This is a genomic window from Pseudaeromonas sp. HNCC25DJ182, from assembly GCF_055413365.1.
The window spans coordinates 64,416-89,611 of the sequence record NZ_JBVAYG010000010.1 but is presented as its reverse complement, the minus strand read 5'-3'; the positions used below and the strand labels follow the sequence as shown (position 1 = coordinate 89,611).

Here is a 25,196-nt window from a genome sequence, read left to right as displayed (position 1 = left end):
TACCCAGTCTCAACTTCCAGGATCCCCCGCTACCATGTTCAAGAATCTCAGAGGCTTGTTTTCCAACGATCTGTCGATCGATTTGGGTACTGCCAACACGCTGATCTACGTTAAAGGCAAAGGCATAGTGCTGAATGAGCCGTCTGTGGTTGCCATTCGTCAGGAACGTGGCGGCAACGCCAAGTCTGTGGCGGCGGTTGGCCATGCGGCCAAACTGATGCTGGGTCGTACTCCGGGCAATATCGCCGCCATTCGTCCGATGAAGGATGGGGTGATAGCCGATTTCTACGTCACCGAGAAGATGCTGCAGCACTTCATCAAGCAGGTGCATGACAACAACTTCCTGCGTCCGAGTCCGCGTGTGCTGGTTTGCGTACCCTGTGGCTCCACCCAGGTTGAACGCCGAGCCATCAAGGAATCGGCCCAAGGCGCCGGGGCGCGTGAAGTCTATCTGATCGACGAGCCGATGGCCGCGGCCATCGGCGCCGGTCTGCCGGTCTCTGAAGCGACCGGCTCCATGGTGGTGGATATCGGTGGTGGTACCACCGAGGTGGCCATCATCTCCCTGAATGGTGTGGTCTACTCCTCCTCCGTCCGTATCGGTGGTGACAAGTTCGATGAAGCCATCATCAGCTATGTGCGCCGGAATTACGGTAGCCTGATTGGTGAAGCCACGGCCGAGCGTATCAAGCACGAGATCGGCTCTGCCTATCCAGGCGATGAAGTGCGCGAAATCGAAGTTCGCGGCCGGAATCTGGCCGAAGGGGTACCGCGCAGCTTTACCCTGAACTCCAACGAGATCCTCGAAGCGCTGCAAGAGCCGCTGACCGGGATCGTCAGTGCCGTTATGGTGGCGCTGGAGCAATCGCCGCCCGAACTGGCTTCCGATATCTCCGAGAGGGGCATGGTATTGACCGGTGGTGGCGCCCTGTTGCGGGATCTGGATCGTCTGTTGATGGAAGAGACTGGCATCCCTGTGGTGGTGGCGGAAGATCCGCTGACCTGCGTGGCCCGCGGTGGTGGCCGAGCGCTCGAGCTCATCGGCATGCACGGCGGCGACCTGTTCCACTACGAATAATCTTGAAGCCGGCCCCTTGCGGGCCGGTTTCGTATGACGGACAGCATGAATCCAATTTTTGGCCGGGGCCTCTCCCTGCAACTCCGACTCTTTCTGGCTGTGCTGCTCTCGGTAGCGGGCATAGTGGCGGATGCCCGTTTCCATTTGTTCAATGGCGTGCGCATCTATATGGATTCGGTGGTCAGCCCGCTGATCTATCTGGCGGATACGCCGCGGCAATTGGCCGATGGGGTCAACGAGCAGTTGCAGTCGCGCAGCCAGCTGCAGGAGTCCAACCAGAAGCTGGAGGAGCAACTGTTTTTGTTGCGCAGTGATTTGTTGCGTCTGAATCAGCTGACCCAGGAAAACGAGCGGTTGCGAGGCTTGTTGGGATCGCCGATTCAGGCCGATTCCCGCAAGATGGTGGCCGAGATCCTGGCGGTCGATTCGGATCCCTTCGTGCATAAGGTGATCATCGATCGGGGTGAACGCAACGGCGTGTTTGAAGGTCAACCCGTGGTCAATGACCAGGGGGTGGTGGGGCAGGTGGTCAGTGTGGCCAAGACCACCAGCCGGGTTTTGCTGATCACCGATCTGAGTCATGCCTTGCCGGTGCGGGTGATGCGCAATGATATCCGCGCCATTGCCAGTGGTTCTGGCAGTCTGGATGAGCTGAACTTGAAGAATATTCCGCGCAGTGCTGATCTGCAGCAGGGGGATCTGCTGGTGACCTCCGGTCTGGGCGGGCGTTTTCCGATGGGCTATCCGGTGGCCAAGATCACCCGCTTCTCCTATGAAGAGGGCAAGCCCTTTGCCGAGGTAAAGGCGGAGCCTCTTGCTGCGCTGGATCGCTTGCGTTACCTGTTGCTGTTGTGGCCGGCGCCGATCAGCGATGCCGCATCGGCAGCCGCTGTGTTGCCGCCCGCGGCTAGCGGGGCCGCCACCACCACAGGGCAAGCCGTGACCAAGCCGAATGCCGTCCCATCGACTCGTAAGGCCGGACCTGGCGCTGCCAGAACGACTCCGCGTCCGTCGCCCCAGCCTGCCCGTGGAGGCGCAGTAACCCGATGAATCTGACTGGACATGGCATTGGTTCTATCTATCTGACGATTTTGCTGGCGCTGTTGCTATCAATTCTGCCGATGCCGGCGGTGCTGGACACCTATCGTCCGGATTGGGTGGCGCTGGTGGTGCTCTACTGGGTGATCGCCCTACCCCATCGCGTCAATATCGGCACCGCCTGGGTGGCGGGCTTGCTGCTGGATATCCTGCTGGGCTCCACGCTGGGGGTGCGGGCGTTGTCGATGGCTATCATGGCCTACGTGGCGGCGATGCAATTCCAGAAAATCCGCAACTTCTCGGTCTGGCAGCAGGCGATGGTGATTGGCTGCATCAGTCTGCTGGGGCAGTTGTCGGTGTTTTGGGCTGAACATCTGTTTGGCGTGGCGTCACTCAACTACCGGTTGTTCTGGGCCTCATTGAGTACTACCTTGCTCTGGCCCTGGACCTTTCTCTCCTTGCGCAAACTGCGCCGTAAATTCCGTATCCGCTGATGACTCCTGCCTCTGCTCCCCGTCTCTATCTAGCCTCGGCCTCTCCCCGGCGGCGTGAGCTGCTGGCGCAGCTGGGATATCCATTCGATGTGCTGACCCTGGATGTCCCCGAGGAAAAATCACCGGGCGAAAGCGCGGCCGACTATGCCCGACGACTGGCCCAAGCCAAGGCTCTGGCCGGTTGGCACAGCTGCGGTGGGCGTTTGCCGGTGCTGGGTGCCGATACCATAGTGGTGCTGGATGAGCAGGTGCTGGAAAAACCCCGTGATCAACAAGATGCCGAACGCATGCTGATGGCGCTTTCCGGGCGTCAGCATCAGGTCATGACGGCGGTGGCGGTTGCAGGCGCGACTGGGGTTTCCGTCACCTTGGTGACCACGGATGTCACGTTCCGGGTATTATCTGCCAACGAGATCACCGAATACTGGCACACTGGGGAGCCGGCCGATAAGGCGGGTTCATATGGCATTCAGGGCCTGGCGGGGAAATTTGTCAGTCGCATCGAAGGCAGTTACACAGCCGTGGTGGGCTTGCCGTTGTTGGAAACTGATCTGCTGCTACAACAATACCTATAAGCAGGCAAGGAGACCCAAAGTGTCAACCGAACTTCTGGTAAACGTGACGCCGTCGGAGACTCGGGTTGCCCTGGTCGAGCACGGTATTCTGCAAGAGGTGCATATTGAACGTCAGGCCAAGCGCGGGCTGGTGGGCAATATCTATAAAGGCAAGATCAGTCGGGTTCTGCCCGGCATGCAGGCGGCATTCGTTGATATCGGCATGGAGAAGGCTGCTTTTTTGCACGCCTCGGACATAGTGCCTCATACCGAATGTGTCGATGTGCGGGAGAAAGAGCACTTTCAGGTCGGTAACATTGCCGAGCTGGTACGCCAGGGCCAGGACATCATGGTCCAGGTGGTCAAAGATCCGATCAGTACCAAGGGCGCGCGTCTGACCACGGATATCACGCTTCCCTCCCGTTATCTGGTCTTCATGCCCGGTAGTTCCCATGTCGGGGTTTCGCAACGCATCGAGAGCGAAACGGAGCGGGAACGATTGAAAAATATCGTCTCCCGGCAGGTGGATCATCTGGGTGGCTTTATCGTCCGTACTGCCGCCGAAGGGGTGGGCGAGCGAGAGCTGGAGCAGGATACCCAGTTTCTCAAACGGCTGTGGAGCAAGGTGCTGGAGCGCCGCTTGCGCAACAAACCCTGCAGCATGTTGTATGAGGATCTGAGCCTGGCTTTCCGCATCCTGCGCGATTTTGTCGGTACCGAGCTGGACAAGATCCGCGTCGACTCCCGCCAGACGTTCGAGCAGTTGAAGCTTTTTACCGAAGAGTTTGTTCCCGAGATGGTCAACAAGCTGGAGTACTACTCCGGTGATTCGCCGATCTTCGATCTCTACGATGTGGAAAATGAGATCCAGCGGGCGCTGGAGCGCAAGGTCGAACTCAAGTCCGGTGGCTACCTCATCATCGATCAGACCGAGGCGATGACCACCATCGACATCAATACCGGCGCCTTTGTCGGCCATCGCAATCTGGAAGAGACCATCTTCAATACCAATGTTGAGGCCACGGCGGCGATCGCCCGACAGCTGCGGCTGCGCAATCTCGGTGGCATCATCATCATCGATTTCATCGACATGCAGTCCGAGGATCATCGTCGTCGCGTGCTGCAGAGCCTGGAGCAGGCGCTGTCGCGGGATAGAGCCAAGACCGGCGTGAACGGTTTCTCCCATCTGGGACTGGTGGAGATGACCCGCAAACGCACCCGCGAGAGCCTGGAACATGTGCTCTGCTCCGAATGTCCCGAGTGCAAGGGCCGGGGGCGGGTCAAGACGGTGGAGTCGGTATGTTACGAAATCCTGCGCGAGATCCTGCGTGTGAACCGCGCCTACGATGCCGATCAGTTTGTGGTCTATGCCGCCTTACAGGTAGCGGAAGCCCTGCATGTCGAAGAGTCCCATAGCCTGGCCGAGTTGGAAGTGTTCATCGGCAAACAGGTCAAGGTGCATGCGGAGCCGCTCTACAGTCAGGAACAATTTGATGTGGTGATGATGTAAGTGCTGCGGCGCACCCTGTTCCATACCTGGCGCCTGGCCGCCCTGCTGCTGTTACTGCTCGCCTTGCTGGTCAGCGGCGCGCGCTTCGGGGTGCCCTGGTTGCAGGCGCAACGTCAGGCGTTGCTCGATTGGCTGGTGGCCGATCCGGCTCTGAGCAGCCAGGTTGCCAGTTTAGGTGCGCGGTGGACCGACTTTGGTCCGGCGATCACCCTGCAGGGGCTTGAGTTGCGACAGAAACGCGATGAGCCATGGCAGCTAACCGTCGCTGAAGCCACCCTGCAACTGGATCTGTGGCAGAGCCTCAGCCAGCAGCAGTGGGTGATTGGCGAGCTGCAATTCCAGGGCGTGGAGATGATCCTGCCCCGGCGCCTGTTGAGCGCCCAGGGCGAGAGCGCGAGCTCGGCCCATGACTGGCAGCCCCTGAGTCGCCTGTTGCTGGGCGGGCTCAAGCAATTTGAGTTGCGCGATAGTCATCTGGTGGTGCGTTCCTCGCTCGGCGATTTGGGGTCATTGAATATCAGTCGCCTGCGTTGGCAGAACCAGGGGACGCGGCATCGTGGCGATGGCGAGCTGGTATTTCAACACAATGGCCTGACACACCAGATCCGCCTGATCGCCGATTTTCGTGGTCCCGCCGATACCCCTGCAGCCCTCAATGGCCAGCTCTATCTGGCCAGTAACAGTCAGCGCCAGGTTTCTGCCGGTAGCGATCGTCGGAATGCCGCCTGGAGTGGTCAGCTGGGTTTCGAGTTCTGGCTGGAGCGGCAAGCCAATGACTGGCAGTTGGGACTGCTAAAGCTGGCGGATAATCAACTGCAGTGGCAACAGGGCAACCGCCGCCATCAGATTGGCTTGCGCGGTGGCGTGGTGCAATGGCAACGTTTGGGCCAGGGGTGGCAGTTGGCCAGCCATGAAGTGCAGGTGCAGGGGGATGGCGCCGACTGGGGGCCCTGGCGCATGCAGCTGGATTCCCAAGCCGGCATCCTGAGTGGCCGGATTGATCCTGTCAGCTTGCCCGGGATCACCCCGGTACTGGCATTACTGGCGGGTGAGCGCAGTGTCGCCGGGGAAGCCCTGAGCAGCATGAAACCGACGGGCACCCTGCAACAGCTGGCGTTCGAGCGCCGGGAGCAGGATGGTGAATGGCAATTATCCGGACACCTGCAGGCGCTGGGGTGGCAACGCTGGGAGATGGTTCCCGGGCTGCAGGATGTGAACGGCGACTTTACGCTGGATGCGCAAGGCGGCAGGGTGAATGTGCAGCTGGGCGAGCAAACGGTTCAGGCGGGTCCCTACTTTCCGGCAGATATTCCATTAACCAGCCTGAACGGTCAGCTGCAGTGGCAGCAAACCGCCGATGGTTGGCAAGTGGCAGGGCAACAGCTGCATCTGGTGACTCCGGCGCTGCAAGCCGATACGGATTTTCGTCTCGAGCTCCCCCATGCCGCCACTCCCTATCTGGCGCTGTTGACCCGAGTCGACCTGGACGATGCATCCCAGGCCTGGCGCTATTACCCCCGACTGGCGATGGGTGAGGGCCTGACTAACTATCTGCGGGCTGCTCTGCAAGGTGGTAAGGCTCTGGGGGCGACCGTGTTGTGGGATGGCCCGCTGGCCGAGTTCCCCTATCATCAGGGGAGTGGCATCTTTCAGGCCTGGGTGCCGCTGCGCCACACCACCTTCCAGTTTGATCCCGCCTGGCAGCCGCTCAAGGAGATGTCGCTGGATCTCCTGTTCCAGAACGACACCCTGGAGATGCGCAGTAACGCGGCGCGCCTGGGTGCCGCTCGCTCGAATCATATTCATGCCTGGTTTCCGACGTTGGAGCCTCATAGCCGGCTCTATATCAATGCCGATATTCAGGGCGAGGCCAAGGCGGTCAGTGCCTATCTGCAGCAGTCCGGGGTCAAGGATTCGGTGGGCGCGGCATTACAACAGTTACAACTCAGCAAACCGCTGACTGGCGATCTGCAACTGGTGATCCCGGTGGATGGCGATCCGGTCCAGGTGCTGGGACATGTGCAATTTGCGGGCAATGCAGTGAAGGTGGTGCCACTGGATTTTGCGCTGACTCAGCTAGATGGCGAACTGTTCTTTACCGAGGCGGAGACCCGCTTTGACGGTTTGAAGGCCGAGCTGTGGGGACAACCCATGCGCATCGATTACCAGGGTGCACTGCAGGATACCAGCTACCAGGTGCAACTCGGGTTGCAGGGAAGCTGGAGTCAAGCCCGGGCGCAAGGTTTGTCGGCGGGCTGGCAACGGACCTTCAAGGGGCAGACCCAGTGGCAAGGTTCGGTTGCTTTGCAGCTGCATCCGGATAGTCGCTATGACTATCAGACTCAATGGCAGAGTGACCTTAAAGGACTGGGATTGGCCTGGCCTGCCCCCTACACCAAGAGTGCCAACCAATCGCTACCGCTCCGGGTTACGGCGCGCGGCAATCAGAGCGCCTCGACATTGCGCGCCGACTGGCAAAATGGTTTGCAGTTTGTGGGGCAACTGGATCACCGCAAACATCAATTCAGTCGTTTCTGGATCAGCAATCAATCGACGCTCGATACCCTGACCCCTCCAGCACCTGTGAGTCTGGATTTGAAATTCGAGCAGCTGGATGCCGACGCCTGGCAAACGTGGTGGCAACAGTTGGGACAGCCGGTGGATGGTGCCACCTTGAATCATGCCGGGAGCTGGTTGCCGCCGACGCAGAGCGTCCAGGTTCAGAGTCAGCAGCTGATGCTGGCATCCCAACCCTGGGATAAGTTCAGCCTGCAGATGACCCGGGATGAGAAGGGGGTTCAGGGCAACGTGTTGGCCAATCAGCTCGCAGGTGAGGTGCGCTGGCAACCGGAGCAGCCGCTGAACGTCGAGCTGGCGTATCTGCACTGGCGCAACCCGGACTATAACCCGGATGACCCTGCTGGGGATGCAGAGGCGGAAACCGAGCAGAAGGAGGAGCCGCCCGAAGTGATTCCACCGATCCCCTCGCTGGCCGAGCAGCGCGGCCAGATGGCCCTTTGGCCGGATCTGGATTTCCACTGCCAGCGTTGCCAGCTGGATCATGCCCTGTTGGGAGATGTGCGTGTTGAGGGGCGCCGGGCACCGGATGCGTATCTATTGTCGGCCTTCTCCTTGAAGAATGGTGGCCATAGCGTGCAGGGGCGAGGGAGTTGGCGGCTCAAGCCACCGCTGGGGCAAAGCGATCTGCATCTGACCTTAAAGGCCAGCAGCCTGGAGCAGATGGCCAAGGATTGGAATTACGGTGCGGGTTTTGGTGGAACACCCGCAACGGCGGAGTTGGACGTGAGCTGGCAAGGTCCCGTATCTCAGCCCCATAAGCCGAGTATGAGCGGCAGTTTTAAGCTGGAAACCGGGGAAGGTTTATTGCGCAAGCTGGATTCTACCAGTACCCGTCTGCTCTCCATGTTGTCACTGAATAGTTTGATGCGCCGCCTGAGTCTTGATTTTGGCGATGCTTTTGAAAAAGGCTTCTTCTTCAAGTCGATCACGGCCAGCGGCAGCATCCGCCAGGGGATGTTGCACAACGAAGATTTCGCCTTACTGGGCGATGCCGGAGATATCGCCGGGCGTGGCAAGCTGGATCTGGTCGGCAAAAAGTTGGATTATCAATTCACCTTTACCCCGCACTTTACCAACGGGGTGTCGCTGGCCACCGCTTTTGCCGTGACACCAGTGACGGGTATCTATGTTCTGGCGGCTTCCACCTTGCTTTCCCCGGTGATCGATGGCATCACCCGCATCAGCTTTCATCTGGAAGGTCCGCTGGCCTCTCCCCAGGTGACCGAGATCGGGCGGGAGCACGGGCAGTTGCAGAATATCCCGGCAGATTACAAAAAGGCGTTGTCCCGATGAAGCTAGTGGCAATCCAACTCAATGCTCAGGCCGACTGGTTGCTCAATCGCCAGCAGATCGCCGACCTGCTGGCGCGGTTGCCGAACGAGCGTCCCTGTTTGGTGTTGTTACCGGAGAATTTTGCCTGCCTGGGAACGACAGCGGAGTACCAGCAGATAGCAGAACCGCTCGGTGCAGGACCCATTCAGCAGCAGTTGGCGGATTGGGCCCGGCAGTGGGGGATCTGGCTGGTGGCCGGTTCCCTGCCGACCCGTGTCGCCGATGAGGCCCGGCTGCACACCAGTTCGCTGGTCTATGCGCCGGACGGAACCCTCCAGGGCCACTATCACAAGTTGCATCTGTTCGATGTGGATGTGGCGGATGGCTATGGTCAGTACCGGGAGTCCGCCAGTTTTGCCCCTGGCCAGAGATGGCAAGTGGTGGCGTCACCTTTTGGTGGCCTCGGGCTCTCCATCTGCTACGATGTGCGCTTTCCCGAACTGTATCGCCAGTTGCGTGTGGCGGGTGCCGAGGTGTTGCTGGTACCTGCGGCCTTTACCCATGTGACCGGTCAGGCCCATTGGCTGGCCTTGCTTCGTGCCCGGGCCATTGAAAACCAGTGTTATGTCCTGGCCGCCAATCAGTGCGGGGTCCATGGTGGTGGCCGCCAGACGTGGGGACATTCGGTGATTATCGATCCCTGGGGACAGGTACTGGCGGAAGCCGGACACGAGAGCGGCCTGATCCATGCCGAGTTGGATCCTCAATTTCTGAACAAGATCCGTGGTGATATGCCGGTGCTCAATCACGCCCGGTTGCGCGATGGATGGAGAGAACCCGAGTGATGTTGTTGAAGCAAGTTTCCGAACGTCTGTTGTTACCCCATGAACTGGATGAAGCCATGCTGGCGCGTATGTTGCGCCAGCTGATGAGCCATAAGGTCGATTTCGGCGATCTCTATTTCCAGAGCAGTTATCACGAATCCTGGGTGCTGGAAGATGGCATCGTCAAGGACGGTAGCTACAACATCGATCAGGGGGTGGGTGTCCGCGCCATCAGTGGTGAAAAGACCGGTTTTGCCTACTCCGATGAAATCAGCATTCATGCCCTGAGCCAGGCGGTGATCGCCGCCCGAGGTATTGCCCACAGCGGTGGCGATGGTGAGATCAAGATCTGGCAGCCGGGGAATGCGCCGGCCCTGTATGCGCCGATTGATCCGCTGGGGACTCTGGATAAACAGCAAAAGATCAGTCTGCTGGAGCAGATGGATCGTTTCGCCCGTACTCTGGATCCGGCTGTTACTCAGGTGATCGCCTCCCTCTCCGGTGTCTATGAAGAGGTGCTGGTAGCGGCGACCGATGGCACCCTGAGTGCCGATATCCGCCCCCTGGTGCGCCTGAACTGTAGCGTGCTGGTGGAGCGCAATGGCCGTCGGGAACGGGGTAGCTCAGGTGGCGGTGGTCGCTTCGGTTATGACTACTTCTTCGATCCGGTCGCTGGCGAGATGCGAGCCTTGGGTTATGTCCGCGAGGCGGTGCGGCAGGCGCTGGTCAATATCGAAGCGGTCGATGCTCCGGCAGGGACCATGCCGGTGGTATTGGGTCCGGGCTGGCCGGGCGTCCTGCTCCATGAAGCGGTCGGCCACGGTCTGGAAGGGGATTTCAACCGCAAGGGCTCCTCGGCGTTTGCCGGCAAGATTGGCCAGCGAGTGGCTTCCGAGCACTGTACCATTGTCGATGACGGCACCCTGCCGGGGCGTCGCGGCTCGGTCAGCATCGATGATGAAGGCACTCCCGGCCAATACAATGTGCTGATTGAAAACGGCATCCTCAAGGGCTACATCCAGGATAAGATGAATGCCCGCCTGATGGGGGTGGCGCCGACTGGTAATGGTCGTCGCGAATCCTATGCCCATCTGCCGATGCCGCGGATGACCAATACCTACATGCTGGCCGGCCAGTACGATCCGGCCGAAATCATTGCCTCGGTGAAGAAAGGCATCTATGCCCCCAATTTCGGTGGCGGTCAGGTGGATATCACTTCGGGCAAATTTGTGTTCTCGGCCTCCGAAGCCTATCTGATTGAGGATGGCAAGATCACCGCGCCGCTCAAGGGCACGACGCTGATCGGCAATGGGCCGGAAGCCATGCAGCAAGTCTCCATGGTGGGTCGGGATCTGGCACTGGATGCCGGCGTCGGCGTCTGTGGTAAGGATGGACAAAGTGTGCCGGTAGGTGTCGGGCAACCGACCTTGAAGCTGGACCTGATGACGGTCGGCGGCACCCGGTAACGTTTCACTGCCGGTCTGTGGATAACAAACATGAAGAGGGCGGATAAAATCCGCCCTCTTTTTTGCATGGCATCCCTTGATGCTGAAGCCCGTTAGATAATGGCTTCCAGTTCGTTGCGCAGATACTGGAACAGCTCGCGGTACGCGGCTGGCGGCTTGTTATCCTGACGCTCTTTCTTGGCCTGGCGAACCAGCTGACGCAGCTTCTGCCGATCCAGTTCATGAAACTTGCCCAGCAGTTCGTTGATGGCGTCATCGCCTTGTTCGATCAGGCGTTCGCGCAGCTGTTCCAGCTTGTGCATGCGCGCATTGCCGATGACATGGCGGCTACGGATCACATCCAGCGCCTGTTCGATTTCGGTGGTATCACGGCTGCGCATCAGGCGACCGATAAACTGCATGTGACGACGCCAGGCTTCCCGTTTCCCCTTGAGGCGGTGGGCCAAGGCGATGGCTTCTTGCAAGGATTCATCGAGCGGAACCTTGGCCAGCTCGGTCGGTTTCAGATTGACCAGCTCCTCGCCCAAGGCTTGCAGAGCCTCCGAATCTCGCTTCATCTGGGTCTTGCTTGGGCCTTCATATTCCCACTCGTCATCGTGGGTTCCATCAAATTGATTCTGCATGGCGATTCTATTTCCAGTTCACATATTGAATATGTTACCAGCTTCTCCCGTTGATTGCTGGGCTGTGATAGGCTGGGCCGCTAACGAAGATGAGACAATATGACTATGGATCTGCAGCAGCAAGTACGCCAGGAACAGACACGGCTGGAGGCGGTGGTCGCTGACGCGCTGGCCATTGCCCGGCAGCTGGGCGCCGACAGTGCCGAAGTATCAATCAGCAAACAGACCGGCCTCTCGGTGAATACCCGGGGTGGCGAGGTCGAGAGCATCGAATTCAATAAAGATGGCGCGCTGGGCATCGCTGTCTACCGGGATGGTCGCAAGGGGTCCTCGTCGACCACGGATCTGGGACCGGAGGCGGTGCGTAGCGCCGTGGAAGCGGCACTGGAAATCTCCCGGCATACTGCGGCCGATCCCTATGCGGGACTGGCAGATGCCGAATGGCTGGCCTGGGATGTTCCCGATCTGGACTTGTTACACCCCATTGAGCCGGATCCGGACTATGGCCTGGAGTTGGCGCGGCGCTGTGAATTACATGCTCTGGGGCTGGATCCGCGAATCAAGCAGTCCGATGGTGCCGGATTCAGCAGTCATCATGGCATCAAGGTGTATGGCAATAGTCATGGCTTCGTCAAAGGCTATGCTGGCTCCCGTCATTCGCTGAGCTGTGTGCTGATCGGTGAACAGGATGGCGAGATGCAACGGGATTATGGTTACTCCTCCTGTCGCGCCATCCATGACTTGTGGAGCCCGGAACGTATCGCCGAAGAGGCTGTCGAGCGGACCGTTTCCCGTCTCGGGGCGCGCAAGATAGGCACTGCAACCCTGCCGGTGCTGTTCAATGCCGATACCGCTTCCGGGCTCTTTGGCCACCTGGTCTCGGCCATCGGTGGCGGCAACCTGTACCGCAAATCCTCCTTCTTGCTGGACTCCTTGGGACAGCAAATTTTCCCGGATTGGCTGCGGATTGACGAACAGGCGTTGCTGCCCTGCGGTCTGGCCAGTGCCCCCTTTGATGCCGAAGGGGTTCGGACCCGGGATCAAGCGATCATCGATGCCGGTCGTCTGCAGACCTATCTGCTGACCACCTACTCGGGTCGTAAACTGGGAATGGCTTCAACCGGTCACGCGGGCGGGATCCACAACTGGCTGGTGACAGGGCAAGGTCAGAGCCAGCAGGAATTGCTGCGGCAGATGGGGACCGGCCTGCTTGTCACCGAGTTGATGGGGCAGGGGGTCAATGTGGTCACCGGTGATTACTCTCGGGGTGCGGCTGGTTTTTGGGTCGAGAATGGCGAAATTGCCTATCCGGTGGAAGAGATCACCATCGCCGGTAATCTTAAAGATATGTTCCGGAATATGCTGGCGGTCGGTCGTGATTGGGACAGCCGCTCCAGCCTGCGCACCGGCTCCATCCTGCTCGAGCAGATGAAGATTGCCGGCAACTAGTTGCCACGGATCCCGAAGAGAGGAAGCGATCGATGAAACTGTTGAATCATTTGTTTGCCCAAAACCGGACCTGGGCAGAAAAGATCAAGGCGGAAGACCCTCGTTTCTTTGAGAAACTCAGCGCCCAGCAGGCGCCTGAGTATCTCTGGATCGGGTGCTCCGACAGCCGGGTGCCGGCCAACGAACTGCTGGGCTTGCTGCCGGGCGATGTATTTGTGCATCGCAATGTGGCCAATCTGGTGATCCATACCGACTTCAATTGTTTGTCCGTGATCCAGTACGCCATTGACGTGCTGAAGGTCAAACACATCATCGTCTGTGGTCACTATCGCTGTGGCGGTGTGATTGCAGCCATGGGCAATGCCGAACAGGGGTTGATCGATAACTGGCTGCGCAATATCAAGGATATCCGCTTCAAATATCAGGAGCAGCTGGAAGCCATGGGGTCGCTGGAAGAGCAGCAAGACTTCATGTGTGAACTGAACGTGCTGGAACAGGTGGCCAACGTCTGTTACACGACGATTGTGCAGAATGCCTGGAAGCGTGGTCAGGAGCTGGCGGTACACGGCTGGATCTATGGCTTGCGGGATGGCTTGTTGCGGGATCTCGGCGTCACGGTGAGCGCCATCGATCAGGTGCCGGATGTTTATCGCTCCTCCCGGGAGATCGCCACCCAGTATCACAATCAGGAGCAGGGCAAGGATTAATCGTTCAATTGGTCTGTTATCTGAAATGAGAAGAGGCGCCGCGAGGCGCCTCTTTTGATTGGCTCTGTGGTTGCGACTTAGAAGTCGTAACGGGCGGCCAGTTGGTAGTCGTTTTCGACCGCTTCGGCTTTGGTATCGCTCTTGGCGTCCAGACCCTGAATGCGGTATTCACCGATGACACGCAGTGACTTGTTGAACTTGTACTGGGCACCCAAGGTGTAGTAATCGACAGTGTCGGTCTTGGTGCCAGTGGTCTTGGATTCTTGCTTGTCGTAGACAGCCATCAGACCGAAGCCGTTCACAAAGTTATAGCCCAGAGCGGCTTCGATACCGGTGTGGTCGGTGCCCGTAGCCAGGAAGTCAGTACCGTCGGCATAGTTCAACGCCGCATAGAGGGACTTGTTGTCGAACATCACACCGACAATCGCCAGCTTGGCATCCTCTTCACCCGCCTTGTCGCGAGTACCGACGTTGTAGCCGGCACCCAGACCCAGACCATTGCTTAAGTAGTAAGCAGCTGACAGGCCGTAGGCACCATCAGCGGAGGCGCTGGTCTTTTCTTCCGTGGTGTTGCCATCAAACTTGTAGCTGAGATCCAGTTGAGCGCCCTGGCTTGATTTGCCGCTTTTCAGGTCACCAAACTTGGCCGAATACTTCAGCAAGTCGGAGGAGCGACCGGTACCGAACTTGTCTGCACCATGACCGAGAGCGTCGGCACCGTAACCGTCAGCCAACGCGACGTCGGTCCAGTCAGCAACTTGAGAAACCGCGCCTTTTTGACGACCGAAAGTGACTTGACCCCAATTGTCAGACTTCACACCGGCAAACGCCAGACGGGTACGGATCTTGTCATCGGTACAGGTGGTGGTGTGGGTGCCGTCGGTAGCCTCGGTGGTGGCACAAGAGACGTTATTGATCTTCTCGCTGTCACCGATGTTGAACTGGGCTTCATATTGGCCCACTGCTTTCATGGTGCCAGTGATGGCGCTGTCCGCCTTGACGCCAAAACGGATAAATTGGTTGGCTCCCACCTTGGCGCTGTAGTCTTCGGTGCCGCTCTTCTTTTCGCCGAAGAACTGGCCCGCGTAGATGCGGCCATACATATCCAGAGACATCTGTTCGTTCTTGTATACATCGGCAGCCTGAGCGGCAGAAGTGGCGGCCAGCAGGGCTACAGCAACAGCAGTCAACTTTTTCATCAATCATTCCTTGTATCGGGCAATTTTTTGTTTTGCGAGGGTGGTCAACGAGGGCCATGCTAGGAGTCGGACGTGACGGTTTGGTTACTCTTGGATGAAGTTTTTATGTTGGCGGAACTTTGTGGTGATCCTGAAAGACCTGACGATCTGCGCCATATGGTGATTCCTGCAGGCAAAGGTTTTTCTGTGGTGGTAAAATGCCGCCGTTTTGACGAATTCCCCGGACAATCCACAGGTAAATGCAGCTATGAGACGTGAACTGGCGATCGAATTTTCCCGAGTAACAGAGGCGGCCGCGCTGGCAGGCTACAAATGGCTTGGCCGTGGTGACAAGAATGTGGCCGATGGCGCTGCCGTCGAGGCGATGCGGCTGGTCCTGAACCAGGTAGAAATCGATGGCGAGATTGTGATTGGTGAAGGCGAGATCGACGAAGCACCGATGCTCTATATCGGTGAGAAAGTCGGTTGTGGCGGCGATGCCGTGGATATTGCCGTTGATCCGATCGATGGTACCCGCATGACGGCCATGGGTCAGGCCAATGCCGTGGCGGTATTGGCGGCGGCGGACAAAGGGGGCTTCATGTGTTCCCCTGACATGTACATGGAAAAACTGATCGTCGGCTACAAGGCCAAGGGCGCCATCGATCTGAACAAGCCGCTGGTCGACAACATTCATGCCGTGGCGGCGGCGCTGGACAAGCCGATAAGCCGGCTCACGGTGATCACCCTGGCCAAGCCTCGCCATGACGAAGCGATTCGTCAGATGCAGGAGATGGGGGTGCGGGTGTTTGCCATTCCCGATGGCGATGTTGCCGCGTCCGTGTTGACCTGCCTGCCCGATAATGAAGTCGATATGCTGTATTGCATCGGCGGAGCTCCGGAAGGTGTGGTCTCTGCCGCCGTGGTGCGGGCGCTGGATGGTGACATGCAGGGGCGGTTGTTGCCCCGTCACAAGGTGAAAGGGAATACCGAAGAAAACCGCATCCTGGGTGCCGATGAACTGGCGCGCTGCGCCAAGATGGGCATTGAGGCTGAAGTAGTGCTCAAGCTGGAAGATATGGTGCGTACCGATAACGTCATCATTTCGGTCACCGGCATCACCAAGGGTGACTTGCTGGAGGGGATTACCAGTGATGGTACTCTGGCGACCACCGAGACCCTGTTGATCCGTGGCAAGTCGCGGACCATCCGCCGTATCAGTTCCACCCATTATCTCGATCGCAAGGATCAGCGCCTGCGCGATATTATTCTGTAAGCTAGCTGTACAAGCCGGATGCCGCTCCACTGGGAGCGGCATTTTTTTGGGCGCGCTCCATTCGTATCCCCGGCAATCACTCCGGAGCGGATGGCGCGCTGCGCGTCATAAGTTCCCTGGCGCAGAATCATCTTCTTACTGTCATAGTCGCGTCATCTAGGTCTCCTAGCATGTTCACTGTTGCACACATGTGCAACGTGGTTGCTGGAGAGATATCTGTTGTGAATAGCCTGACTCTGGACCCTCATGCGTCACGGTGGCGTCGCCCATTACTGGCTATGCGCTACCGTTGGCTCGGCTTGATGCAGTCTCCGACCTCGATGCTCGGGGTATTGTTGGCTCTGTTGTTTATTTATCTGATAGCGATCCCCGTCGGTTCCCTGCTGCTGGATGGAGTCCAGGTCCAGTTTGGCGATGAACGCCGTATCGGGACATTGACCGGTGACTGGACCTATTACTATCTGCTCCGCACCTTGAGTTCGCCCATCGCCGATACCATGTTCTGGCAACCGCTCTGGCACACCTTGCGGGTGGCCTCAGGGGTTATTTTGTTGTCGTTGACGCTGGGAGGCTTCCTAGCCTGGCTGGTGACGCGCAGTAATCTCCGGGGACGAGCCTGGTTTGCTACGGCGCTGATTGTCCCTTACATGTTGCCCGCCTGGACCTTCGCCATGGCGTGGACCACGCTGTTTCGCAACCGCAGCATTGGTGGGCAGCAAGGCTGGCTGGAAGCTATGGGGATGTCGCCACCGGACTGGCTGGCCTATGGCGAGCTACCCATCATCCTGATCCTGACACTGAACTATATCCCGTTCGTGATCCTGTTATTTGGCAATGCGTTACGCCGATTCGATGCGCAGCTGGAAGATTCGGCCCGTATTCTGGGTGCCAGCTCCCTGACGGTGGTATGCCGTATCCTGTTGCCCCTGATGCTGCCGTCCCTTCTGTCCGCCTGTGTACTGATATTCGCCAAGGTCCTGGGGGAATTTGGTGTTTCTTATCTGCTCGGGCTACCGGTCAACTACACGGTTCTATCGACCTCGCTGTTCCGTAGCATAGAGCTACGACAGACAGGAGTGGCGGCCGTAGTGGCCTGCGCCATCATGCTGTTGGGGGTGTTGTCCTTGCTACTGGATGCCACCTTGCTCAAGGAGGCTCGCAAGTTTGTGACGGTGAGTGGCAAGGGCGGCCTGCTGCGTCAGCAGGATCTTGGTCGCTGGCAGTGGCCCGCATTTGGGCTGGTCAGCTGGGTGTTCATTGTTTCGGTGCTGTTGCCACTGTGCGTCTTGCTGCTGTCGACTCTGATGCGGGTGCCGGGGGATTTCTCGGTGGCGAATTTCACTCTCGACTTCTGGATTGGCGATCACCTCGGTACGGTTGCTGAAAACCGGGGCATTCTGCTGAGTCCAAACCTCTGGCGAGCAGCCTGGAATACGCTCTGGATCGTCGGCATTGCGGCGATCAGTGCTGGCGTGCTCGGGCTGCTGGTCGGTTATGTGGTGGTGCGTACGCCTGTGAGTTGGCTAGCCCTGTTGCTGCGACAAGTGACCTTTTTCCCCTATCTGGTACCCGGTATCGCCTTTGCGGCGGCTTATCTGTCGCTGTTTGCCGAGCCGAGAGGACCGCTGCCAGCACTGTACGGCACTGTCACCTTGCTGATACTGGCATTGATTGCGGACGAGATGCCCTACGCCTCCCGCGCCGGTATCTCGTCCATGATGCAATTGGGCAAGGAGCCGGAAGAGGCGGCGCAGATGGCGGGCGCTGGCTGGTGGCGTCGGCTGTTATGCATTGTCATGCCGATCCAGAAAGGTGCTCTGGTGACGGGCATCCTGCTGCCTTTTATCTCGGGTATCAATGGGTTGAGTCTGTTTGTGATGCTGGCGGTTCCGTCCACCGATGTGCTGACCACCTATGCCCTGCGGCTCATTGATTACAACTATCTGCAAGCGGCGAATGCCGTGGTGTTGCTGGTTTGTCTGCTGGCGTTCATCGGCACCCTGCTGGCCCAACAATTGACCCGGACCAATCTGGCACAAGGAGTCGGAAACTGATGCCGAATATTCAACTTTCCCATGTCTGCAAGCGTTACGACCCAGGTACCCAGTTTGCGGTCAAGGCGCTGGATCTGACCATAGCAGCCGGTGAGTTCATGTGTCTGTTGGGGCCATCCGGGTGTGGCAAGAGCACCACTTTACGGATGATTGCCGGGCTTGAGCATGCCAGTGGCGGCGAAATCCGCCTCGGTGAGCGCATTGTCGATTCGGCGCAAGCGGGGATATTTATCGCCGCGGAACAGCGCAATCTGGGATTGGTGTTCCAAAGCTATGCCCTCTGGCCGCATCTGACGGTGGCGCAGAACATCGAGTTTGGCCTCAAGCTACGCAAGATCCCCCGGGCGGAGCGCGAGCAGATCCTGCTGTCGGTCATGACCACCCTCGGTATTGCTGCCTATCACGATCGCTATCCTTCCCAATTATCGGGCGGTCAGCAGCAACGGGTTGCTCTGGCCCGGACTCTGGCCGTCAATCCGCAGATCCTGCTGCTGGATGAGCCGCTCTCCAACCTGGATGCCCGCCTGCGCCTGGAGATGAGAACCGAACTTAAGCGGATCCATCAGCAGTATGGGACAACCATGCTGTTTGTTACCCATGACCAATGGGAGGCGATGGCGCTAGCGACACGGATTGCCGTGATGAAGGACGGAGAGTTGCAGCAGGTCGGTACCCCTCACGAAATCTATGCTCGTCCAGCTAACCGTTTCGTGGCCGAATTTGTCGGCACACCGCCAATCAACATCATCGAGCTGGCTCAGCATTCTCTGGTAACCGAACTCTTGTTCCCTTACCTGCGTAGTCTGGGGGGCGATATGGCGCAAATTGCGGCCGTCGGCATTCGTCCGGAACGCATTCAGGTTGGCACAGCCCACTCGGCGAACGAACCCCGGCCCTTGCAGCTCAAGGCCCGACTCGAGAGCGTGTTACCCACCGGGGGGAGCTGGATCCTCGAGGTCAGCGTTGCGGGTCAACGCCTGCTGCTGAACACCCAGAATGCACCCGAATACCGCGATGGTGATCTCCTGAGCTTGATGGTTGCCGCGGATGATCTGCATCTGTTTGATTCCCGAGGGGAGCGCCGGGAGTTGCCGGCTTCTGGAGATACCACCCATACCCTTGCCCACAACCCGTTCCGTTATCAGGAGTGAATCCGCAATGAAACCCCGTGTTCCCATGTTGCTGGCAACCCTGCTGGTTGCCCACCAGAGCGTTGCTGCCGAGTCGTTTGACCTGCAGGCATTAATCACCGCAGCGCGCCAGGAAGCAGCTATCACCATTTATGCACCTTCGGGCAAGATTGTTGATACGGCTGCCGCCTTTAGCCAGAAGTACGGTGTGAAAGCGGAGGGCATCAAGATCAACGGCGCTGCCCAGTTGGAGAAGATGACTCGGGAATTTCGCGCCGGCAATGTGCGCGGCGATGTGGTGCTGACCGGCGATCCGGCTGCTGCCTTGGCACAACTACTGCCGCTGGGGATCGTCGAAAGCTGGACTCCGCCGGATTTGGTCGCGGATATCCCGTCGGCGAACCGAGATCCACTGTTGGTATATGGCGATCCCGTGGTCTGGAGCTACAACAGCGAGGCCTATGCTAAGTGCCCGGTGGACAACATCTGGGCGCTGACCGATGCCCAATGGCGACGCAAAATCACGCTGCAGGATCCACTGACCAAGGCCAGTTATCTGGACTGGTTCAATCAATTGGAACAGCACGAGGATGCGCGGATGGCTGCAGCCTATCAGGCCTACTACGGCAAGCCTTTCGACCTGAGCCAGGGGTCGGCCACCGAGGCCTGGGTTAAAGCATTTGCCAAGAATGGCCCCTTACCTACCGATTCGGATGGTCCGGCCAGCGAAGCGGTTGGCGCTCCGGGACAGAAAGAGCCATTCATGGGACTGATTTCTACCGCCAAGTATCGGGATGTGGCGAAGGGTAAGTTGCACATGGCGATTTGCACCGGCATGCAGCCATTTGTCGGTTTATCAACCCCGGCCTTCGGCCTGATCTCGACCAAGACCAAGAGCCCGAATGCGGCCCGTCTGTTGATCCACTACCTGATGACCGAAGAGGGGATATCCAATCAGACGGTCGATGGCAAGGTCTCCGGGAATGGCTCGATTCCACCCCACGCCAAAGAGGCATCCGGGGTGCATGGGGTTTGGGAGCAGGTATTGCAGTATCAATCCACCTCGGCATTGCCGGATTACGATGCTCGCCAACGCTGGTCTGATATCTGGCGTCTGAATTTTACCCGCTAACGCAAAGGAGGGCGCCCGCTGAGGCTGTGGCGCTGTAGTACCTGATGACATCACGCTGTATTCGTTATGAGGACGCGCTCACGGCCCGTCTGGAGGCCGGGATCGCCATGGTGCGCGAAGCGGGTCAGTTAGCCCGCCAGGCATTTGCGACCATGACGCCCGAACAAATTGGTTACAAGGGGCCGCAGGATTTCCTGACAGCCACAGATCTGGCGATCGAACGCTTGCTACGCGAATCGATTACTCGCCAGTTCCCGGATGATGCGCTGCTGGGGGAGGAGCAGGGTGGCAGCATCGGGGATGACACCTGGGTGATGGACCCAATCGATGGCACTGCCAATTTTGCGCGTGGAATTCCTCATTTTTGTGTGGTGCTGGCTTTTGTCAGCCAGCAGCAGACCCGGTTTGGCATCATTTATGATCCTATCCATGATGAGCTATTCGTGGCTCGCCAGGGGTTGGGGGCGACGTTGAATGGCGTACCACTCCGGGTGGCGACGACGGCCGATTTCAGCGTTGCCAATCTGGAACTGGGCTGGAATGCGCGGCGCCCGACTTCACTCTACCTGCAGACGCTCAGTGAGCTGCTGGACTTGGGCGGTAATGTGCGTCGTTCCGCCTGTGGCGCTCTGGCGCTGGCCTATGTCGCCTGTGGTCGTACCGATGGCTATATCGAATTGCACATGAATCCCTGGGATTGCCTCGCAGGCTTGCTGTTGGTACGCGAAGCGGGTGGTGTGACGACGGATCTCACCGCGAAGGCCGATTGGCCTCTGGGCGGGACCGTGCTGGCAGCTGTCCCTGTCTTTGCTGAAATGATGTCCGCAGCTGCCGGGCTGACGCTGGAACAACCTGAATTAACAAGGAAAGCGGTATGAGTTCGGTTCCTGAATATCCTCGCGCAGCCTTGCATCGCATCGCTGACGCTATCGGCCCTGAAGGGCAACACCTCTACCTGGGTGGTGATGAAGCCGCTCGCGATCTGGGGTTGCTACGCAATTTGGGCATCACTGCCGTTGTCAATTGTGCTGTCAATCTGGATATCAATTATGTCCGTGAGCCTTATCTGCCGCTGGAGGGGGAGAAGTTGGCCGGAGGTCACGGTGCGATTCGTTGCTACAAGATGGGGTTGGTGGATGGCCCGGGGAATCCACACCATATGGCGCTAGCGGGTTACTATCTGCTGGATGGCGCCTTTCGTCAGCAGTTGCCGGAAAAGCCGAGTTATCCCAGCCGTGAACGCGGCCATGTGCTGATCCATTGCCGGGCGGGTCGTAGCCGCTCGGTGGCCATCGCCGCCCTCTATTTGCATCGTCAACAGCCGAAGCTCTATCCCAGCCTGCAGGCGGCCATCGATGTGATCCGCGAGCGACGCGAACTGCAACCGGAGGAGTGGTTCGAAACGCCAAAACCGAGCCTGCTCGAGGCGATCGCCAAGGCCAATCGCATGCTGGATCTGTTGGCGCGGGAAGGGCTGGCTTAAAACCTTGCCCGACGGTTCAGCGCGTGGTGCTGCGCCAGACGGTCTCGAGCGGACAGGTATAGTCGTTGTCAAAGGCCCCGAAAGGGGTCTGTAACCGGGCAATAATGTGCTGCACCATCTGCTGCTGGGGTTGGCGGAAGGTCGTCAGCTGGTACGCATGCCAGTGGGCCTGCTCGATGTCATCGAAGCCGATCAGCACCATATCTTCTGGCACGCGCACGCCGCGTCGTCGTACTTCATCGAGAAATCCGCAGGCCAGTAGGTCGGTCACGCAGAACACCCCATCCGGCATCCGTCGGAGTGATGCGGCCATGGTGACGCCGGAGGCATAAGAGGTGTCGCCATAGCGCAGCACTTCCACCTCCAGCCCAGCCGCTTGTGCTGCCACAACAAAGCCGCGTTCGCGTGCTTCCAATCCGACTGAGCCAACATCGGAGGTGACCACAGCAACGCGCTGGCACCCCTGGCGCAGCAGGATTGCCAGCGCCTCGTGCGCTGTGCCCTCGTTGTCGATGCGGATATTCTCGGCGTGAGGATGGTCATAGTCGCGGTTGACCAGAATGACGCGCTGGCCATTGGTCAGACACTTGTCGATCAGCTCCTTTTGCGGCTGGCCGGAGAGGATGATCGACGCTTCGGCACGGAAGCTCAGGGTTTGTGATAAGGCGGCAGCCACGCTCTGGGCATCGCCCTTGGTGTTGATCACCATGGCCACCTTGTCGATCTGCTGCAGGGCGCGGGTGAGTTGATCGAGGAAGTTGGCCTGAAATGGGGTACTGATATCGGTGGTGATCAGGCTGACGATGCGGCTGGTATCGTGCAGACAGCGCGCCAGATGATTGACCTGATATCCCAGTTGCTGTGCCGCCGCCAGGACTTTGGCCCGGGTGTGGGGCGACACGCTGGCTCCTGCCGTGAAGGTCCGGGACACCGCCGAGCGTGATACGCCGGCCAGCTCAGCAACCTGTACGGCACTGATAAATCGTTTCTCGAGTGGCGAAGGGGAGAGACCCATGGCAGGCAGCGTTCCTTGTGCAGTCGACAGATAATGGCCGACGCCAGTATAGAGCAACCACTGGACAGAAATATGACAAGCAGGCGACTCAACCGCTGTCTGTTGCCGAGGTTTGGCACACTGCTCTGGCTCGTCGATGGGGATGTTTCGGCCCTGCGGTCGAAAGAAAAATGCCATGCCTTGGTCGGGCATGGCATAAACACCGGAGTTCGGGTTCTTGATACCGGCGAAGAGCTCTAGTGATTGAGGGTCAGCAGGTAGCGTTCGCCATTGCGAGTAAAGCCGTTGTGCAGCAAGAAGGCAGATAATGCATGGTGCTCTTCAGGGCGGGCGGCATGGGTGGAGAGCATGGCTTGGCTACACCCTTGGGACTGCATCCAGCTGAGTGTCTCGCTGAGCAGATACTGGCCGACACCACGGCGTCGCGTGGCGTCACGAACGGCAAAGTAGATGATCTCTTCATCCTTGGTCACTGCCAGGCCGACGACCCGATCATTGAAGGTGGCAACGTGCCAGTGACCGGCATGCAGTAATTTGTCGCGATTCAGCGCATCAGCGCTCAGTAGTTTGTTCAGGCTATCCAGCCAGTAAGGCAGCAGCTCGGCGCTGTGGTGTACCGTCAATCGCATGATGACTCCTTGACCGCTTGGTTGGCCCTGTCTGTCGGGGCGCGCGGAAAATAGGGGCTGAGTGAGCCCTGTCCATGGGTAATCCAAGTTTAACACGGCCGACGTGTTCCGGCTGGCCCGGAGAGGGGATTGGGGAATAGTTTGTGACTCACCCGCTGATAGGCTCTAGAATAGGCGGACTTTTCATCAGAGGTCTGGACATGCAGTGTCGTCTCGGTTGCGGGGCCTGCTGTATTGCTCCCAGTATCAGTTCACCGATTCCCGGAATGCCAGATGGCAAACCGGCAGGAATTCGTTGTATCCAGCTCGACGAGCAGAACCTGTGTCTGTTATTCGGTTTGAGTAGCCGTCCGGCGGTTTGTCTGGGCTTTCGGGCCATGGTCGACGTATGCGGAAACAGTCAGGATGAGGCGCTGTGGTTGATCGGTGAACTCGAGATGCAAACTCGTTAGGTCAGCGACCCAGCCAACTGGTGGGATTAACCGGTTTCCCTTGCCAGCGGATTTCAAAATAGAGCCCAGTCTGGGGCTGACCGCCACTGTTGCCAACCCGGGCCACGGATTCGCCTCGTCGGACCGTATCTCCGCTGGCTTTGAGCAGCGTTGAGTTATTGCCATACAGGCTCAGATAGCCGCTGCCATGATCGATCACCAGAACGTTGCCAAATCCTTCCAGCCAATCGGCAAACACCACGTCGCCATCGGCAATGGCACTGACTGGCACGCCTTCACTACCACCGATCAGAATGCCTTTCCAGGTGACTTCCCCGCTACGATGCTCACCAAAACGGCGGATTTGCGGACCTTGTAGTGGCCAAGGTAAATGGCCTCGCTCCTTGCCCAACCCTTTGTGATCTCCTTGGGCTATGGCAGCGGAGGCCTGTTCCTCGGCGACGGCTTCGGAGCGCCCCTGCTCCCGAGCTTTGGCGCGGGCGCGGGCAACAGCCTCGGCCTTTTTGCGTTTGCGTTCAGCGATCAGGCGCTTGCGTGCTTCTTCAATTTTACGCTGCATGCGCTGTTCGGCGGCGCGCAGTTTGGCTAATTGCTGTTGGTCATCGACCAGCGATTTCTTGATTTCGTTGACGGTGTTTTCACGCTGCAGTTGCTTTTGCTGCAGGCTGGCCTGGTCTTCCTGTTGGGTCTTAACCAGCGAGGTCAGTTGATGGCTGGTTTGCGTTGTCTGGCGACGATTCTCGGCTAACTTCTGTTGGGTCTTCTTGAGGGCGGCGATGGCGTCAAGGCGGGCCTGATTAAAATAGCCGTAATAATCAAGGGCACGGCCGACGGCTACTGGATCCTGTTGATTCAGTAGTAGTTTGAGATAATCGCTATTGCCCATGCGGTAGGCATGGTCGAGTTGTTCGGCGAGCAGTCGCTCCTGGCGCTTGAGTTGTGCGGTCAGCTCCCGGCCTTGAGCGGCCAGTGCCTCGAGTTGTGTGCGGGTTGCCTTGAGTTTGCGTTGTGAACCCTGCAGACGCTTGGCCAATGCGGTAACCGCGGCTTCATCTTGTTGCAGCTGCTGATGCAGTTGATCGAGGTCTTTTTTTTGCGATTTGATTTCTTGCTGTTTTTGCTGGATCTGTTCACGAACCTTGTTCAGGTCCGGATTATCGGCCGCCTGGAGTGACGGCGACAAAAACAACGCGCCGGCCAGAAGGCCGACGCGAGTCAGTAACTTGATAACATCATCCATCACCCGCATGGC

The 25,196-nt window shown here is 58.5% G+C and carries 23 protein-coding genes; 18 read left to right on the top strand and 5 right to left on the bottom strand.

What is annotated here, in order from left to right:
* Positions 1 to 34 precede the first annotated feature (34 nt).
* From ACZYUB_RS09940 to tldD, 8 genes are read left to right on the top strand one after another with little or no spacing between them, the layout of a single operon-like run.
* Positions 35 to 1,078, top strand: a complete 1,044-nt coding sequence (locus ACZYUB_RS09940; RefSeq protein WP_460885102.1) for a rod shape-determining protein — start codon at positions 35 to 37, stop codon at positions 1,076 to 1,078.
* A 45-nt stretch (positions 1,079 to 1,123) separates the two neighbouring features.
* Complete coding sequence (gene mreC, locus ACZYUB_RS09935; RefSeq protein WP_463947530.1) at positions 1,124 to 2,128, top strand: rod shape-determining protein MreC; 1,005 nt, start codon at positions 1,124 to 1,126, stop codon at positions 2,126 to 2,128.
* Positions 2,125 to 2,610 (top strand): rod shape-determining protein MreD, encoded by a 486-nt coding sequence (gene mreD / locus ACZYUB_RS09930; RefSeq protein ID WP_463947528.1) that lies wholly within the window; start codon positions 2,125 to 2,127, stop codon positions 2,608 to 2,610. The genes mreC and mreD overlap by 4 nt, the downstream gene beginning before the upstream one ends.
* On the top strand, positions 2,610 to 3,185 hold the full coding sequence (locus ACZYUB_RS09925; protein ID WP_463947527.1) for a Maf family protein: 576 nt from the start codon (positions 2,610 to 2,612) through the stop codon (positions 3,183 to 3,185). Before mreD ends, ACZYUB_RS09925 begins: the two co-directional genes overlap by 1 nt.
* A 19-nt stretch (positions 3,186 to 3,204) precedes the next feature.
* Positions 3,205 to 4,674: a ribonuclease G gene (rng, locus tag ACZYUB_RS09920; RefSeq protein ID WP_463947525.1), complete on the top strand. Its 1,470-nt coding sequence runs from the start codon at positions 3,205 to 3,207 to the stop codon at positions 4,672 to 4,674.
* Positions 4,675 to 8,547, top strand: a complete 3,873-nt coding sequence (locus ACZYUB_RS09915) for a YhdP family protein (protein WP_463947524.1) — start codon at positions 4,675 to 4,677, stop codon at positions 8,545 to 8,547.
* Positions 8,544 to 9,371, top strand: coding sequence for a carbon-nitrogen hydrolase family protein (locus ACZYUB_RS09910; protein ID WP_463947522.1), 828 nt, complete (start codon positions 8,544 to 8,546; stop codon positions 9,369 to 9,371). Before ACZYUB_RS09915 ends, ACZYUB_RS09910 begins: the two co-directional genes overlap by 4 nt.
* Entirely contained in the window at positions 9,368 to 10,816 is a 1,449-nt protein-coding gene (gene tldD / locus ACZYUB_RS09905) for a metalloprotease TldD (RefSeq protein WP_463947520.1), read from the top strand. Before ACZYUB_RS09910 ends, tldD begins: the two co-directional genes overlap by 4 nt.
* A 92-nt stretch (positions 10,817 to 10,908) precedes the next feature.
* Here the strand turns inward: tldD and yjgA are convergent, their stop codons facing one another.
* Positions 10,909 to 11,439 carry a ribosome biogenesis factor YjgA gene (gene yjgA / locus ACZYUB_RS09900; protein ID WP_463947519.1) on the bottom strand — a complete coding sequence of 177 codons (531 nt, stop codon included), beginning with the start codon at positions 11,437 to 11,439 and terminating at the stop codon, positions 10,909 to 10,911.
* A gap of 105 nt (positions 11,440 to 11,544) precedes the next feature.
* Between yjgA and pmbA the strand changes: the two genes are divergently transcribed.
* Both pmbA and can read left to right on the top strand, forming a co-directional pair.
* On the top strand, positions 11,545 to 12,888 hold the full coding sequence (gene pmbA / locus ACZYUB_RS09895; protein WP_463947596.1) for a metalloprotease PmbA: 1,344 nt from the start codon (positions 11,545 to 11,547) through the stop codon (positions 12,886 to 12,888).
* Positions 12,889 to 12,920: 32 nt separating this feature from the next.
* Entirely contained in the window at positions 12,921 to 13,595 is a 675-nt protein-coding gene (gene can, locus ACZYUB_RS09890; RefSeq protein ID WP_463947517.1) for a carbonate dehydratase, read from the top strand.
* Positions 13,596 to 13,672: 77 nt separating this feature from the next.
* Here can and ACZYUB_RS09885 read toward each other — a convergent pair whose 3' ends face one another.
* Positions 13,673 to 14,794 carry a porin gene (locus ACZYUB_RS09885; RefSeq protein ID WP_463947515.1) on the bottom strand — a complete coding sequence of 374 codons (1,122 nt, stop codon included), beginning with the start codon at positions 14,792 to 14,794 and terminating at the stop codon, positions 13,673 to 13,675.
* A 72-nt stretch (positions 14,795 to 14,866) separates the two neighbouring features.
* On the opposite strand from ACZYUB_RS09885, the gene ACZYUB_RS09880 reads away from it, so the two are divergent.
* The 7 genes from ACZYUB_RS09880 to ACZYUB_RS09850 all read left to right on the top strand — a co-directional run bounded on the left by ACZYUB_RS09880 (position 14,867) and on the right by ACZYUB_RS09850 (position 21,848).
* Entirely contained in the window at positions 14,867 to 15,052 is a 186-nt protein-coding gene (locus ACZYUB_RS09880) for a hypothetical protein (protein WP_463947513.1), read from the top strand.
* Positions 15,042 to 16,049, top strand: a complete 1,008-nt coding sequence (gene glpX / locus ACZYUB_RS09875; RefSeq protein ID WP_463947511.1) for a class II fructose-bisphosphatase — start codon at positions 15,042 to 15,044, stop codon at positions 16,047 to 16,049. Before ACZYUB_RS09880 ends, glpX begins: the two co-directional genes overlap by 11 nt.
* 221 nt (positions 16,050 to 16,270) lie before the next feature.
* Entirely contained in the window at positions 16,271 to 18,103 is a 1,833-nt protein-coding gene (locus tag ACZYUB_RS09870; protein ID WP_463947509.1) for an ABC transporter permease, read from the top strand.
* A complete protein-coding gene (locus ACZYUB_RS09865) occupies positions 18,103 to 19,254 on the top strand; it encodes an ABC transporter ATP-binding protein (RefSeq protein ID WP_463947507.1) in 1,152 nt (383 codons plus the stop codon). Before ACZYUB_RS09870 ends, ACZYUB_RS09865 begins: the two co-directional genes overlap by 1 nt.
* 7 nt (positions 19,255 to 19,261) lie before the next feature.
* Positions 19,262 to 20,365 carry an ABC transporter substrate-binding protein gene (locus tag ACZYUB_RS09860; protein WP_463947505.1) on the top strand — a complete coding sequence of 368 codons (1,104 nt, stop codon included), beginning with the start codon at positions 19,262 to 19,264 and terminating at the stop codon, positions 20,363 to 20,365.
* Between the two features lie 44 nt (positions 20,366 to 20,409).
* The gene (locus ACZYUB_RS09855; protein WP_463947503.1) at positions 20,410 to 21,243 is read left to right on the top strand and encodes an inositol monophosphatase family protein; all 834 of its coding nucleotides are present in this window, start codon (positions 20,410 to 20,412) and stop codon (positions 21,241 to 21,243) included.
* Positions 21,240 to 21,848, top strand: coding sequence for a dual specificity protein phosphatase family protein (locus ACZYUB_RS09850; RefSeq protein ID WP_463947501.1), 609 nt, complete (start codon positions 21,240 to 21,242; stop codon positions 21,846 to 21,848). The genes ACZYUB_RS09855 and ACZYUB_RS09850 overlap by 4 nt, the downstream gene beginning before the upstream one ends.
* A gap of 16 nt (positions 21,849 to 21,864) precedes the next feature.
* Here ACZYUB_RS09850 and ACZYUB_RS09845 read toward each other — a convergent pair whose 3' ends face one another.
* Positions 21,865 to 23,055: a LacI family DNA-binding transcriptional regulator gene (locus ACZYUB_RS09845; protein WP_463947499.1), complete on the bottom strand. Its 1,191-nt coding sequence runs from the start codon at positions 23,053 to 23,055 to the stop codon at positions 21,865 to 21,867.
* 44 nt (positions 23,056 to 23,099) lie between these two features.
* A complete protein-coding gene (locus ACZYUB_RS09840; RefSeq protein ID WP_463947497.1) occupies positions 23,100 to 23,492 on the bottom strand; it encodes an acetyl-CoA sensor PanZ family protein in 393 nt (130 codons plus the stop codon).
* Positions 23,493 to 23,692: 200 nt separating this feature from the next.
* Between ACZYUB_RS09840 and ACZYUB_RS09835 the strand changes: the two genes are divergently transcribed.
* A complete protein-coding gene (locus ACZYUB_RS09835) occupies positions 23,693 to 23,944 on the top strand; it encodes a YkgJ family cysteine cluster protein (RefSeq protein WP_463947495.1) in 252 nt (83 codons plus the stop codon).
* A gap of 1 nt (position 23,945) precedes the next feature.
* On the opposite strand, the gene envC is transcribed toward ACZYUB_RS09835, so the two are convergent.
* The gene (gene envC / locus ACZYUB_RS09830) at positions 23,946 to 25,184 is read right to left on the bottom strand and encodes a murein hydrolase activator EnvC (RefSeq protein WP_463947493.1); all 1,239 of its coding nucleotides are present in this window, start codon (positions 25,182 to 25,184) and stop codon (positions 23,946 to 23,948) included.
* Positions 25,185 to 25,196 lie beyond the last annotated feature (12 nt).